The following is a 14992-nucleotide window of genomic DNA, read 5'->3' as shown; positions in this document are numbered from 1 at the left end:
TGACCATCACCGTGCTGCATGTGCAACCTGCTCTTCAACCAGGTGGCATGCCACGCGCGTGCCGCCCGAAAGGGTGCGGACCTCGGGCACCTCGGCCGAGCAACGCCCGATTGCAACCGGGCAGCGCGGATGGAAAGTACAACCGGATGGCGGTTTGAGCGGGCTCGGCACCTCACCCCCGCCAACGACCCGGTCCCTGTTCGGCTGCTGCACGTTGGGGATCGTCTGCAGCAGAAGCCGCGTATAGGGATGCCGTGGATTGGCAAACAGCTCTTCCGTATCCCCTTCTTCGACGATACGCCCGAGATACATGACCGCAATGCGGTCCGACATGTGCCTGACAACGCTCATGTCATGGCTGATGAAGAGATAGGTAAGGCCGAGTTCGTCCTGCAGTTTGCGCATGAGATTGAGAACCTGCGCCTGCACCGACACATCGAGCGCAGATGTCGGCTCGTCGCACACGAGGAATTCCGGCTCGCTGGCGAGTGCCCGGGCGATTGAAATGCGCTGGCGCTGGCCGCCCGAAAACTCATGCGGATATTTTTCGCCATCCGAAGCCGACAACCCGACGGTTTCGAGCAGTTCCTCAACGCGTTCGGTAATTTCAACCGAGGTTTTGAGCAGTTTCATCTCGCGCAACGGCTCGGCAACGATGTTCTTCACACGCCAGCGGGGATTGAGCGAGGCATAGGGGTCCTGAAAGATCATCTGTACCGAAAGCGGTGCCCCGTTGCGCCCCGGCGCAAAGCGAAGTTCGCCACCGCTTGGCCTGTGCAGCCCGGTTACAAGGCGTGCAACCGTTGATTTGCCGCAGCCGCTTTCTCCGACGATGCTAAGGCATCCACCGGCGGGTACGGTAAAGCTGATATCATTGACGGCCTGCAGAAGCTGCCGCGGTTTGCGCTCGATAACCCGGCTCAGCCACGGTGCCGAGACATCGAATGTCTTGACAAGGCGTTCGGCGGTAAAAGCCGGCTTTTTTTGTCCGGTCCCGGTCATGCGGTTCCTCCCGCGTTGAGCCAGCAGGCGCTTGCGCCATCGCCCGCCGGCATGAGTTCAGGTTGCTCTCGAATACAGCGCGGCCCGACCGATTTGCAGCGCGGATTGAAGGCGCACCCATCTGGAATCGCGTCGAGCCGGGGCATGGATCCGTCGATCTGGTTGAGGCGCTCCACGCGGGCAGCAAGTGCCGGAATGGAAGCCATGAGACCACGGGTGTAGGGATGTGATGACGCGTGCAGCACCTGGTTGACCGGGCCAACCTCGATCAGCCGGCCGGCATACATGACCGCCACCCTGTCGGCTGCTTCTGCAATGACACCCATGTCATGGGTGACCAGCATGACGGCCGTGCGCTTCTCCTTGCATAGCCTGCGCAGCAGCGAAATGATCTGCGCCTGAATGGACACGTCCAGCGCCGTGGTCGGTTCGTCGGCGATCACCAGCTTGGGCGCCGCCGCAAGTGCCAGGGCGATGACCACTCTCTGCCGCATTCCACCGGAAAACTGATGCGGGTAGTGGTTGACCCGTTCGTCCGGGGAAGGAATGCCGACCTCTCCAAGCAATTCGATCGCCCGAGCCTTCGCCTGCGATTTGCTCATGTTGAGATGCTGGCGGATCGTCTCACCCAGCTGGGCTCCGACAGTGAACAGCGGATTGAGCGAGGTCAGCGGATCCTGGAAGATCGCGCCGATTTTGCGGCCGCGGATTTTTTCCATTTCATAGTCATCAAGCGTGTCGATCCGGCGTTTTTCCAGCCAGATTTCGCCGCCGCTGATATGGCCGGGGCGCTCAAGCAGTCCCTGGATGGCCAGGCCGGTCATCGACTTGCCGGCGCCGGATTCACCGACCACACCGAGAATCTCACCCGCCCGGATGTCGAGGCTCACATCCGAAAGCGCGGCCACCGTCCCGTGGCGGCCGGGAAATTCCACCGTGAGATTGCGAACCTCAAGGATGGGCTGATCCATTGTTTCACCCATGTGCGCTGCTCTCTATTGGATAACTTGGAGGGAATATTTCGGCGACCGGCGGATGTGCCCAGCTTCGCTCGGGATATTTGGCAATCAACCCGTCAAACTGTTTCTGTATCCGTTCCCGGGCAGACGCCATATCGATGCCGGCCACCTCACCGAACAGCATGGAAGGACGCCCGTCGACAAAGGCCGCCCGCGTTACCTTGCCCGATCCGCCGGCAACAAGCGTTGTGATCGGATCGATCGATGGCGCCATGATCGCATCGTCAAGGCCGAACACCGCAATATCCGCACGCGCGCCCGGTGAAAGATGGCCAAGGTCAGTTCTGCCGAGCGCCCGTGCACCGCCAAGCGTCGCCGCATCGAAAAGATCCGCGCTGCGCACCCGGTCCGGCACCCCGTCATTGATACGGGATGTAATCAGTCCGACGAGCAGATTCATCAACATGTCAGCCGGTGCCGTGTCGGTACCCATCGCAATGTTGATGCCGCGGTTGCGGCATGCGGAAAAAGAATTCAGCGTGTTGCCGCCGCGGGCAGACACAAGCGGGCAATGCACGATCGACACGCCATTGGCCGCATAAAGACGCAGATCTTCATCCGTTGCATTGGTTGCGTGCGGCGCAATCAGCCGCTCGCTCAACAGTCCCGATTTTGCGAGCCAGACCGGTGCAGTCGATCCATGCAATGCGCGGACCGTCTCGACTTCCATGATGCCTTGCGCCATGTGCAGGCGGATCTTGCAACCGAGTTCGCGTGCGACCGCATCAGTGCGTTGCAGCAATCCGGTTGTGCAGGTCTCAACACGGTCCGGAACAAGCATACCCCGCACGAGATCGTCATGACGCCCGCTTTGCCGTTCGATGAAGCGCGCGGCATCTTCCAGGCCGCGCAAACCGCGTTCCTCATCGAACACCGGTCGTATCTGGCCCGGACTTTCAAGAACCATGCCGCCTGACCGGTAGGCAGGACTGAGATAGACCCGCAGGCCGAGTTCTCCCGCCGCATCTGCAGCCGCGTCGAATTCGGCTACGGTCTCACCCCATTCGCGATAGAACAGCGATGCGATGGGCGCGGCGGTGGTTATGCCGTTCAGTAGAAGCTGACCGAAGGCAAACCGCTTCTGGAAGGCCAGCTCTTCGGGCGTATACATCTCATAGGGACCGGCATCGACATAGCTGCGAGGCCAGACCCGCCCTTTGGCCCAACCGGGATGGTTGTCGATGCCGAGGATCGTCGTGTCGAGATCGGAGAGTGCATCGAGGTCGATGAACCCTGGACTGATCAACGACGTCCCGAAATCGATACGGCGTGCCACCTCACCCGGAAAGCCGTGTCCGGCGAACAGAATTTCGCCGTTCTCGAACACAACTTCTCCCTTGTGGATAAGGCGATGGGTTCCGTCACGATGGCCGAGCACCCAATCGGCAGTCAGCAGCGTGCGCCCCTCGGGTCTGCGGCCAAGCGTCAGTGTCTCAAATCCGGCTCTTGTCATGGCATGTCCACAATGGCTTGGCCTTGCCGTGCCGTGACACGTCCGCCCTTGATGACCAGCGGACGCGGGGCAATGTCGACAACAGCATGCGCCAGGGTTTCACCCGTCAGAAGAGTCAGGTCGGCCGCACACCCGATCTGCAGACCATAGCCCTCGATCCGCATCACATCAGCACCGCCCTGCGAGACGATATGCAGAACATGCTCAAGTTCACGATCTTTGCGCAGCCCGTTCTTCATGCCGATAATCTTGGCCCTGTCGAGCATGTCGGGCTGACCCCACGGCCCCCACGTATCGCGGATACCATCGCAGCCGCCGCCGACGCGTATGCCGGCTTCCTTCAGCCGCATGACCGAGGGAACGGTGGCAGATGGCGCGCCGGTGGTGAGGATCGCCACGTCGAGCGCCGCGAGTTCATCCATCAGCTTTCCGACGCGCAGATAGTCGTTCATCCCGAGCGCGAACGCGTGGCTAATGGCAACTTTGCCCTGCATGCCGTTTGCGCGGATGCGTTCGAAAATGAGTTCCATGGTGAATGCACCGAGATCCCCGACCTCGTGCAGATGGATATCGATCGGCCGTTGATGTTTGACGGCAAGCGCAAATATCGTGTCGAGCTGGCCCTTCGGGTCGCGATCTATACCGCAGGGGTCAATGCCTCCCAGCACCTCACAGCCTTGCCGCAGAGCCTCGTCCAGCAGTTCGGCAGTGCCGGGCATGACCATGACACCGGACTGGGGAAAGGCAACGATTTCGATATCGATGATACCCCGCAGTTTCTCGCGGGTTTCCCAAACGCCTTCCACGATGGATAGGCCATGGGTCGGATCAATGTCGACGTGGCTGCGGATATGGGTTGCACCATGCGCCGCCAGCCCGATCGCATGGCGCATGGACTGCCGGTGCGGATCAATGCCGATCGCACTGCGGTTCTCGCGCTCAAAATCAATGCGCTCGCGCAGCACCGCCGCCCGGTTGTTCTCGTGCCACGGCATGCCCCATGTCGTCTTGTCGAGATGGGTGTGGGCGTCAATGAGACCCGGAATGACAATGGAATTGCCTCCGTCCTCGACCGGCATGCCAGGCTCCGGCGCAAATTGACCGAAAGCAGCAATCTTCCCATCCTTGATCAGGATATCACAGCTGTCGCCAGCCATGGGCCGTACGTTACGCAGCAATAGATTGGTCATGTGTCGTCTACCTCAATTTCGGGTTTAGGGCGTCGCGCAGCCAGTCGCCGAGCAGGTTCACCGCAACAACGAGAAGGCAAAGCTGGAGCACGGGAAACAGCACGATCCACCACGAGCCGGAAAACAGGAACTGGTTGCCGATGCGGATCAAGGTTCCGAGAGACGGCTGGCTGGGTGGCATGCCTATGCCGAGGAAAGACAGCGTTGCCTCCGTCAGAATGGCCATGCCGAAGTTCAATGTCGCCGCCACCAGGACCGGTGTGAGCGTGTTGGGCAGGATGTGGTTGGCCATGATCCGGCGGGCCGGCACTCTGATGAGTCTGGCTGCGTGCACATAGTCCTTGCCGCACTCCACGATCGTCTGGGCACGGACCGTGCGCGCATACTGAACCCATGCGGATAGCGCGATTGCAAACACCAGCACGGCCGACGCACCCATTTCCCGGAGCTCTGCGGGAAGCATTTGCCGAACGACCGTCGAAACCAGGATGGCCACGAGAATGGTGGGGATCGACAGGGTGACATCGCCGATACGCATCAGAAGATTATCGACAAAGCCGCCGAAATAGCCAGCCACCAGACCGGCGCTCATGCCGATCAGCAGGGACAGGGCGACCGACGCTATGCCGATGAAAATGGAAATACGTGTCCCGTAAAGAATAGCCGAGAGCATATCGCGGCCCTGCGTGTCGGTTCCGAGCAAATAGGGCCATTCACTGCCCTGCTCCCAGATCGGCGGCAGCTCCGCCTTCCACATGTCCAGCTGTGCCCCGTCATAGGGGTTTTGCGCCGCGATCAACGGCGCAAACACTGCCGTGAGGATCAGGATTGCCAGAATGACGGCGCCCGCGATTGCCACCTTGCTGTGGGTGAACGACCACCAGAGGTCGCTGTTGCGTATACGCCTGAGAAGCGGCGCTCGCGCTGGCCTTGGTACTTTCGGTGTCTTCGATACATCTGTTGTCATCGGACAGGTCCCTAACTTCGGGGCTAGCGTGTGCTGCGCAGACGCGGATCGATGACCGCATAGGCGATATCCACGAGCATGTTCAGAACAACGAAAATGAAGGAGATGATGCACAGATATGCCGCCATCACGGGGATATCGATGAATGTCACCGCCTGGATGAACAGCATGCCCATGCCCGGCCACTGGAAGACGGTTTCCGTGATAAGCGCGAAGGCGATCAGTGAGCCGACGTTCATCGCGGTCATGGTGACAACAGGCATGAGGCAGTTTCTCAGCGCATGGCGGAAATAGATGCGCCAGCGGGGAATACCCCTCGCCCGGGCGAATTTAATGTAGTCGGACCGGAGCACTTCCAGCATCTCGGCCCGCACCAGCCGCATGATCAGGGTGATCTGGTAAAGCGACAGCGCGATTGACGGAAGAATGAGAGCAGCCCGTCCCGACGATGTCAGCAACCCGGTCGACCACCAGCCAAGTTTGACAACGTCGCCTCGTCCGAATGCCGGCAGCCACCCCATGCTGACCGAGAACACCAGGATCAGCAGAATACCGACGACGAAACTGGGCAAGGACACGCCGACAATGGAGAGGAACTGGAGGCCCTCCGTATACCACTTGCCGCGCTTGATTGCCGTCAGAACGCCCAGAGGAATGCCGAACACCAGTGAAATGAGCGTTGCCACCAGCACCAGTTCCAGGGTTGCGGGAAACCGGTCGGCGATGAGCGTCAGCACATCCTGGCCATTGCGATAGGAGATACCGAAATTGCCCTCAGCCGCGTGGACAACAAAGCGGATGTACTGGGTGGGCAGGCTATCGTTGAGACCCAGGCGTTCGCGCAGATTGTCGCGATCCGCCTGCGTCATCTGTTCATTCGCCATAAGCTCAACCGGATCGCCGGCAAGCCGGAAAATCAGGAAGGCGAGCATGGCTACTGCGAGCATCACCAGGATTGCGTTTGCCAAGCGCCTCACAATAAAAACCAGCATCTGTCGCCTCCCTTAATTCTGTCTGCCTTGAACCCGTCGCGGCAAACCGCCACTTCTACTTGGCAAAATGCGTCAACCAGTGACGGGGCTTGTTGTCGGGCAGTTGAACGATATGGTCGATCTTGCCCGTCATCACCCAGGCCATAGGCTGCTGATGCAAGGGAAGCATGATGATCTCATCCTTGACCATCTGCAGGGCCTTGGTCTGCAGCGCCAGCCGCTTGCTCCTGTCCATCTCCGTCGAGGCCTGTATGACCAGCTTGTCGATTTCAGGATAGCTCCAGCCTCCCCAGTTGAAGACACCGGCATTGTCCGTCTTCGTCTGAATCATCTGAAGCAGGATGGAATAGCTGTCGAGCATCGGCTCGTTCGCCCAACCGATGAGATAGACATCAGCCTTGCCATTGGTGCGTTTTGGCGTTTGAGCAGCCACCGGTGCAATATCGAGCTGCGGTTTGAAGCCGGCACGGCTCAGCATGTTGACCATGCCCTGGCAGAGCTCTTCTTCGTTGACATAAGCGTCGGTCGTGCACACGAGCGTGAAAGCGAAATCTTTTGCTCCAGCCTCTGCCAACAGTTTCTTGGACAGTTCCGGATCGTAGGACACCGGCTTGTCGAGCGCCTCGGTATAACCCGGAATTTCCGGTGCGATGATTGCACCCGCCGTGCGCGATTTACCGCGCATGATGCGTTTCTGGATCAATTGCGGGTCGAGCGCATGGGCGAATGCCTGCCGCACACGCAGATCGTTGAACTTGTTATCATCACCGTTGGTGAGCTTCGGCTTGCGATTGAACCCCATCATGACCGTCCGCAGATCGGTCCGCTCCATGACCTTGAGTTCAGGCTGGGCCGAGAGGCGGGGCAGGTCCTGGGAGGGCGCGTTATCGGTGAAGTTGATCTCGCCTGACAGGAGAGCCGCAACACGAGTGGCTGCCGATGTTATCGGCGTGAATTCAATACGGTCGACATTGGTTTCAGACTTGTCCCACCAATTCGGATTCTTGACGAGAACCGTCTTGCTGTCCGGGACCCGGCTTTCAATGACGAAAGGGCCGGTGCCATTGGCATGATAGGTCGCATAGCCCTCAAGCTTTGCGCCGACATCGGTCGGCTTCAGCGAATTGTTGTCGGCGAGCCAAGCCGCATTGAAGATGTGAATATTGGTCAAGTCATTGAGCAGAAGCGGGTACGGCCCCGTCAGCTCGATGTCGATAGTATAGTCATCAACCTTTTTTGCCGATTTGTAGGCGGGCAGATTTCCACGCAGGGGCGAGGTCTTGTCGCTGACGCGGGTGAGCGAGGCCAAGACGTCATCGGCGGTAAAACCCGCACCGTTGTGGAACTTCACTCCCTTGCGCAGATGAAACCGCCAGACCGTGTCCGACATCGTCTCCCACGATGTGGCAAGGGCCGGCTCAATCTTCAGCTTGGCGTCGTACCGGACCAGGCCTTCATAGACGTGATTGAGGAAGGCAAGCGTATAACTGTCACCGTAGGAATATGGATCGAGCGAGTATATATCATGGGGCGCGCCCCATTTGAGTGTTGCGGCTTGGCCTGGAAAAATCAGGCTCATTGCCACCGTGGCCGCGAGGCCTAGTTGCTTCAACATTGTGGTTTGCTCCGCTTCTGGACGTTTGCCGCCTCCTTGAACGGAGGTCTTGCCTTGGTTATCAGACAGCGCCAAAGGCGCTGCAGATCAGTCGGTCATGCGCGTCAGCCAATGCCGCGGCTTGTTGTCAGCCCGGATCACGACATTCTCGATCTTGCTGGTCATGGCCCATGCCATCGGCTGCTGGTGCAGCGGGATCATGATTGCCTGATCCTTGGCAAATTTGAGCGCGGCGGTTTCAATGGCCAGGCGCTTGTCGCGATCCTGCTCCGTGGCGGCCTCTTTGACCATCTTGTCGAGTTCGGGATAGGACCAGCCACCATAGTTTGCGACACCATCGGCGCCATGACGGGTGGAAAGCACCTGAACCAGGATCGAATAGGCATCAAGCGTGGGTTCGTTGGCCCAGCCCACCATGTACACGTCGGATTTACCGCTCGAGCGTTTTGGCGTCTGCACGGCACGCGGGCCGATATCGAGCGTCGGCTTGAAGCCGGCACGCGTCAGCATGTTGACGACACCAGAGCAAACGTCCTCCTCGTTCACGCTTTCATCGTTCATGCAAAGATAGGTAAAGGCAAGATCGCTCTTCCCGGCCTCGGCCAGAAGCTTGCGCGACAATTGCGGATCATAGGTTGCAGGCTTATCCAGCTCCGCGCTGTAGCCCGGTATTTCCGGCGCGACCAATGCACCGGCGGGATGCGCCAGTCCGCGCATGACTTTCTTGTTGATCAGATCCCGGTCAATCGCATGGTCGAACGCCTGCCGCACCCGCAGATCGTTGAACGGATTGTCACGACCGTCCGTCAGCCTTTCCCGGCGATTGAATGCAATGGAAATGGTTCGCAGATCCGAGCGCTTATCGACCTTGATACCCGGTGTTGATTCAAGGCGACTGATATCCTGGATAGGGGCCGCGTCAACCAGATCGACCTCTCCCGACAACAGAGCGGCAACGCGCGTCGCGGCGGATGTAATCGGCGTAAACTCGATGCGATCGATATTGTGCTTTTTCTCGTCCCACCAGGCGTCGTTCACGACAAGGATCGTCTTGGCGTCGGGAACGCGGCTTTCGAGCTTGAAAGGCCCGGTCCCATTGGTGTGATAGGTTGTATAGCCCTCGACCTGCGCGCCCACATCGGTGGGCTTCTCGCTCTTGTTGTCGACCAGCCATTGCGCATTGAACATGAAGATGTTCGTCAGATCGTTGAGGAAGAGCGGCGATGGCGCTGAGACTTCGATATCGACCGTATAATTGTCGACCTTTTTCGACCCGACGTAGAGTGGAATATTACCCCTGAGCGGCGAGCTCGGATCACTCACGCGCTTAAGCGATGCAATGACGTCATCCGCGGTAAAGTCCGCTCCATTGTGGAATTTCACGCCCTGGCGGAGCTTGAAACGCCAGTACTTATTGTCGATGAGCTGCCATTCCGTGGCCAGCGCCGGAACAACCTTGAACTCCGGCGTGTAGCGGACCAGGCCCTCATAGATGTGATTGAGAAATGCCAGATTAGAGGTCGAGCCGTAGGAATAGGGATCGAGTGAGAATATGTCCCGTTGCCCGGCCCACCGCAGTGTCGCAGCCTCTGCCGCCGTTCCAAACAATAGCAACGATGTCATTGCCACCAAGACGGATTTTCGCAGTCGCGTCATCGGCATTTCCTCCTCGTGTGTGCCCCGTCGCTAGGCTTGCCCGCGACTTTTATTTCCCTCCATAGGCCACAAGGATTTGGCTTTGTCAACGATATTGTCGACAATTTTCTCTATTATTGGCACCAATAAAGTATACAGTTCATAGGCAACCATCACTGAATTTGGCTCAGGTCCTCAACGATATCGTTGTCGAAACAGTACTTCCCCTTTGCCGGACACCGCAGTATCGCCGCCATATTTTCCCGGCTTCGGGCCGAGAAGCGGTTTGTCGATGATTTTCTCATCCATAAGAAAGCGATCGAACAGATGGGAGAAAGCGATATCAGGCTCGCCGCACGGCATGAAAGTTGGCGACAAATTCTCCGGCGGGCGATCAAGCAGCAATGAACCGCGCTTCATGAGATAGCCAGTCATGGCGCCGGTACGGCCGGTAATGACAAGTGTTCCGGCGATCATGCGATAACCGGCATAATTGCCACAGCCTTTGAGTATCGCGATCGTTCCGCGGCGAAGGCGGTCCCCCGCATAATCTGCAGCCTTCCCGCGGACGATCAACAGGCCGCCTTCCATGCCGGAGGTTTCACCGGCAAGCGATCCGCCGAGATAGTCTCCGGCATTGCCTTTGATCTCGAGCCGTCCATTGATCATGCCCGAACCCGCATGGGTTCCAGCACTCCCGTCCACATACAGCGTGCCTCCGGACAGCCTTCTGCCCGCCTGGTTGCCGACATCCCCCATCACTCGGACTGCACCAGCGCTCAGCCCTGCCCCCAACTTGTCAAACCGCGAACTGCCGCCCTCGAACACGATATTGTTCACATCCTTACCGGTGATCCTGAATACATCGCCAACCAGGGCCGGATTACGGCTCGTCCCGATGCGCAGTTTGGCAATCTGGACATCAGCCAGTCCGGCCAAAGCGGCGGGCGTCAGGCATGATAGATCCAGACGTTCGTCCGGTTGGGCCAACAGCGAGAAGGTCAAAGCTTTCATGGCAGCAAATCCTTCAGATGATAATGGAATTTGCCAAGCTTGCCGCCGTAGTTGCCAGCGCTTATCCGCAACGCGCCTTTCGCCGGACCAAGATCAATGGCCGCCTTCAACCCCGCGCGCATGGCAGCCGCAACCGCGTCACTGGTCTCTCCGTCAATGACGATTTCAAGCACAGCGTTGACCCCGGGCGTCAAGGCACTGTCGACAACGCCGCGCAATGTCGGTGCAAAGGCGTCATTGGTCGAAGCCATCATCCCCTTGTATTTTCCGCCCACTTTCGAACCGGAACGGACAATGCCGCCGGGAAATGGCATGATTGCCCCCGCTACTTTCTCGATAGCGGCAACCGCATATTCCGCTGCATTCAGGGCTTTGGCGTTATCGGCCGCGAGAAACAGCAGATTGCCGCCGCCAACCGCAAGCTTGGTCAGCCCCGTTGTTGCTTCACACAGGAACTCGCCATCCATGACAGGAACGCGCCAATAATGCTTTCCGCCAAATTTCTTGGATATCTGCCAGCCGTCGCCGAAGTAACGCAGCGAATTGCCGAGGTCGAGCGGTGCCGTACCTTCGAGACCGGCAAAACAGGCACTTCCCGGCGAAGTCAGCACGCATTGGCCGAGCCTGCTTTTCAATTGCTTCTGCAGATCGTCGGTTCCCATGGCAAAAATCATCACGCGGCATCCCGGCCGCCCATCCGGCGTCTTGGATGCGGGCAAATCGACATCAATCGCGGCCTCGCAACCGCAGCCAATAACGGAGGTTGCATAGCCCGTCATGGTGATAGCGGCCTGCCGCGCCCATTTCAGGGTCGGCGCAGTGATGATGATCGCCGTCGCACGCATGCCGAAAGCTTCGGCGAAGGTATCGTCAATAAGAACGCCATTGCGGCTCAACTGTTGCATGGCACCTCGGCAAAGGGTTCGTCGCGCTGGATGGCAGAATCCGGAAATGTGAACCAGTCCAGCGACAGTCCATAACGCTCTTCGTGATAGGCCTTCATGCGCTTGATGATCGCCTTATCGGGCGGCGGATTGAGCCGAAGGGTTTTGCCCCAACGATATTGACTGACCTTGCCATTTTTAACGACCAGATCGCCATTCTTGAAAACCAATGCCGCCTCGCGGAACATTTTGGCGATATCCCTGCCCTTCCGGTATACGGCGATATCGGCGATAGCCCCTGCCCCCAGATGACCGCGATCCTTGAGGCCAAGCAGTTTGGCGGGCGCCGCCCGGGTCATGATCGCGATCTCTTCCAGGGTATATTCACGACGAACTGACGCGAGCGTTGTCAGTTCCAGCGCGGCAGCATTGAGTTCCGCCGATTTCGCATCGCGGGACGCACTGCTCATCAGCAGCTCGAACAATTCCGGATAGGCCGTGAATGGTGCGCCGTTGGGATGATCGGTTGTGAAGAACACCCGCCATGGATCGGCGATCAGCAGGAAGAGTTCAAGCCCGATAGCCCATTGCAGCGAACCGTAATAATCCTGTTTGTAGCGGTAGGGCACGATTCCGCCACCGCCATTGCCGTCGCCATCAAAGATGATCGTCTTCTTCGGACTGGCATTGCCGATGGCGGAAAACTGCCGCATTACGTCTGAGGAAATTGTCACGGTCTGACCGAACATGACCTGACCGACATCGATTGTGACATCGGGATTGGCATTGACGGCTTCGGCCAGCCGCGCTGCCTCCGACGAGAACTTCCGCTTGCCTCCGGTCCCATAGCCATAGAATTGCAGATGGGCCAGATGTAGGGGCACGCCCTCCGTTGCCGCGATGGTTGCAGCCGCCGTATCGGCGCTGCCGGCAATACCGAGATTGTTGGCGTGGACATGCAGCGGATGCGGGATGCCAAGCCGGGTCACGGAAGACTGAAGCGACTTGACGATCTTGCGCGAGCTGACGCCATATTCCGGAACCACATCATCCAGAGAGAACGAGCGGACATTGTCCTTGAATGCCGCAGCGGCGCCGGCATTGATGACTTTGACACCAAGAGCGCGTGTTGAACCGACCACCCATGCCACATAGTCGTCGATCATTGCCGACGATTTGCCGTCACGCAGCAAGGACAGGGTAAAATCGTCATTGCCGAGTATCGCCAATGTCGCCCTGTCAATAATTGGAATATCGGCCAGCTCCAGGTGCGTATGCAACGCGGTATAGGGTGCCATGGCCGGCTCCACCACCGTCGTGAAACCCATTTGCGCATAGAGGCAGCCGGTCTGGAAAGTCGACCAGCCTGCATTCGACAGTGGCGTATTGGCAGGCCTTGGCATGTGTGCCGCATGGTGCTCCGGCAGAAGCAGACGTGCGGTGTTCACATTACCACCACCGATATGGGAATGAATATCGATAGCGCCGGCCATGACGATACAACCCGAAACATCATGGGTTTGATCGGCCGCTTCGCCCTTTGGCGCATCGACAAGCACTTCGTCTCTGATCCAAACGTCACGCTGGCTGGTTTTGCCGTTGACGGGGTCGACGACGTCACCACCTGATAACCGGATCAGCATGCGAATTCCCTTCGTCCGGGCAGCGCATCAGCCAACTGGCCTATGACCTTTGAAACACTGGGCAGATGCGACGGCGTGGCGGCCTGGACCGCTCTGAACGTGCCGATCCGGCTCGAATAGGCAACCCCATCGTGATCGACCCCGGCCTGGCCAACGGCAATCGTTACCGCCGCACCAGATGTTGGAACGTCGGTCCGACTCAACGAAATCAAGACGACCTTTCCCCCTTTGGGGGGAGTTTGACCGCCGCGCCCCGACACCCAGACATGAAGATCCGTTTCCTTTGCATGAATCATGCGCTGGACGTCCCATTGCACCGGGTCATAGCTTGGGAGGCTATTGATAAAACCTGTCCGGAGTGGAAATCCGGTCATCCACAGCGAGGCAAGAGCAGAACCCCATGCATCGTCGTCAGCCGGCAGGAATACACTGCTGGCACGCCCCTTTCTGTTCAGGTCGGCGATCAACCCCTGCAACATGACGAGACCCGCGGCTTCAACTGAACCGCCGGAAAACACGAAAACCGGGAACTGCGCGCTCGCCAGGGCCTTTTCAAGAGAATCGATATTGCTCAGCGAGGACAATGCAGGACGGTGCTGCAATCGAGCCCGCAGAAGCGCCAGTGTCGCTTCCAGTGAAAGGCCCTCGCCGCGCAGCGGTTTAGCCTTCAACTGCCGCAGACGTTTGCCATACGATGAACTCGTTTCATCGCCCGCGATATGAAACCAGCGACGGGTGTGTTTGTCGCCAAGATCGGGTTGCGAAGTCGCCCAGGCCTGCAAAAGGTCGTGATGCAGGGGCGGGATTTCACCGACCAGAATGATCAGGCTGGAGCGACGGCGCGCTTCTCCCGGCGTCGTGAACATGCCGCCATGATTTGTGAACAATGCAACTTCATTTGCAAGCACCTGACCCTTGGCATGATCGTAGGCGCCGCCCAACATGGTCGCCAACGCGATGGTGCTGCGCGTACCATGCACATCCGTATCGAGAGTAAAAACTGGGCAGCGGCATGATGCCAGAAGCTTCGCAGCGTTCCGAATTGCATCCGTCAAAGGTACCGGCTGGCTGCCAATCCATGCAACCGACATATTCCGCAACTTTCTGGTGCCAACCTGAGCTTAGCTATTTTTTCTAGAATGTGAACCCTGCGCAGATGCAAAAGTTTACGGGATCAATTGTCGTACTTGATATAGGCAAAGCGCTGGTCAGTTTGCGGCGTCCCTTCAAGCGATCCCGTCTCCTGGCCCGGCTGCCATTGGACAACGCTTTCAATCTTCGCCGCAAGATCGAAGTCCTTGTCGGTAACGCCTTTGGCGGCATGGTTCATCAACAAGACTTCCACCCAGGCATAGGATGCCTTGAGATCCGGATGATGCCAGGCCGCCTCGGCCAGATGACCGATGGTATTGATGACCATCAGGGTCGATTTCCAGCCATGCGTCTTGTATTTCCGACGAATCCAGCCGTTCTCATAGCGCCAGTGCGGCAGATCTTTCTCGAGTTTCGCAATAATTTCAGGTTCTGAATACACCTTTTCAGCGGGCCTCGTCCCTTTTGCTTCTTCAACCATTTGAC

Annotated in this window: 13 protein-coding genes; all 13 read right to left on the bottom strand. The window is 58.4% G+C overall.

Going from position 1 to position 14992, the window contains the following annotated elements; all coding sequences use genetic code 11:
- Positions 1–6: 6 nt before the first annotated feature.
- The 13 genes from C5750_RS15845 to C5750_RS15785 all read right to left on the bottom strand — a co-directional run bounded on the left by C5750_RS15845 (position 7) and on the right by C5750_RS15785 (position 14987).
- Positions 7–1002 carry an ABC transporter ATP-binding protein gene (locus C5750_RS15845; RefSeq protein ID WP_105734872.1) on the bottom strand — a complete coding sequence of 332 codons (996 nt, stop codon included), beginning with the start codon at positions 1000–1002 and terminating at the stop codon, positions 7–9.
- Positions 999–1973, bottom strand: coding sequence for an ABC transporter ATP-binding protein (locus tag C5750_RS15840; protein WP_425350468.1), 975 nt, complete (start codon positions 1971–1973; stop codon positions 999–1001). The genes C5750_RS15845 and C5750_RS15840 overlap by 4 nt, the downstream gene beginning before the upstream one ends.
- A gap of 4 nt (positions 1974–1977) precedes the next feature.
- Positions 1978–3474: an amidohydrolase family protein gene (locus C5750_RS15835; RefSeq protein ID WP_105734870.1), complete on the bottom strand. Its 1497-nt coding sequence runs from the start codon at positions 3472–3474 to the stop codon at positions 1978–1980.
- Complete coding sequence (locus C5750_RS15830) at positions 3471–4664, bottom strand: amidohydrolase family protein (RefSeq protein WP_105734869.1); 1194 nt, start codon at positions 4662–4664, stop codon at positions 3471–3473. The genes C5750_RS15835 and C5750_RS15830 overlap by 4 nt, the downstream gene beginning before the upstream one ends.
- A 7-nt stretch (positions 4665–4671) precedes the next feature.
- A complete protein-coding gene (locus C5750_RS15825) occupies positions 4672–5631 on the bottom strand; it encodes an ABC transporter permease (RefSeq protein WP_105734868.1) in 960 nt (319 codons plus the stop codon).
- Positions 5632–5654: 23 nt separating this feature from the next.
- Positions 5655–6623 (bottom strand): ABC transporter permease, encoded by a 969-nt coding sequence (locus C5750_RS15820; RefSeq protein ID WP_105734867.1) that lies wholly within the window; start codon positions 6621–6623, stop codon positions 5655–5657.
- A 55-nt stretch (positions 6624–6678) separates the two neighbouring features.
- Complete coding sequence (locus C5750_RS15815; protein ID WP_105734866.1) at positions 6679–8238, bottom strand: ABC transporter substrate-binding protein; 1560 nt, start codon at positions 8236–8238, stop codon at positions 6679–6681.
- A gap of 87 nt (positions 8239–8325) precedes the next feature.
- Complete coding sequence (locus C5750_RS15810; RefSeq protein WP_105734865.1) at positions 8326–9894, bottom strand: ABC transporter substrate-binding protein; 1569 nt, start codon at positions 9892–9894, stop codon at positions 8326–8328.
- Positions 9895–10068: 174 nt separating this feature from the next.
- Positions 10069–10887: a formylmethanofuran dehydrogenase subunit C gene (locus C5750_RS15805; RefSeq protein WP_105734864.1), complete on the bottom strand. Its 819-nt coding sequence runs from the start codon at positions 10885–10887 to the stop codon at positions 10069–10071.
- Entirely contained in the window at positions 10884–11792 is a 909-nt protein-coding gene (gene fhcD / locus C5750_RS15800) for a formylmethanofuran--tetrahydromethanopterin N-formyltransferase (protein WP_105734863.1), read from the bottom strand. Before fhcD ends, C5750_RS15805 begins: the two co-directional genes overlap by 4 nt.
- The gene (locus C5750_RS15795; RefSeq protein ID WP_105734862.1) at positions 11780–13414 is read right to left on the bottom strand and encodes a formylmethanofuran dehydrogenase subunit A; all 1635 of its coding nucleotides are present in this window, start codon (positions 13412–13414) and stop codon (positions 11780–11782) included. Before C5750_RS15795 ends, fhcD begins: the two co-directional genes overlap by 13 nt.
- Positions 13408–14505 carry a molybdopterin-binding domain-containing protein gene (locus tag C5750_RS15790; protein ID WP_105734861.1) on the bottom strand — a complete coding sequence of 366 codons (1098 nt, stop codon included), beginning with the start codon at positions 14503–14505 and terminating at the stop codon, positions 13408–13410. The genes C5750_RS15795 and C5750_RS15790 overlap by 7 nt, the downstream gene beginning before the upstream one ends.
- Positions 14506–14588: 83 nt before the next feature.
- A complete protein-coding gene (locus C5750_RS15785) occupies positions 14589–14987 on the bottom strand; it encodes a 4a-hydroxytetrahydrobiopterin dehydratase (protein WP_105734860.1) in 399 nt (132 codons plus the stop codon).
- Positions 14988–14992 lie beyond the last annotated feature (5 nt).

Origin of the sequence: Phyllobacterium myrsinacearum (assembly GCF_002980555.1) — a bacterium.
In the GTDB taxonomy this organism is placed as follows: domain Bacteria; phylum Pseudomonadota; class Alphaproteobacteria; order Rhizobiales; family Rhizobiaceae; genus Phyllobacterium; species Phyllobacterium myrsinacearum.
Note: the sequence above shows the minus strand (reverse complement) of the source record. Positions and strands in the feature narration are given on the sequence as shown.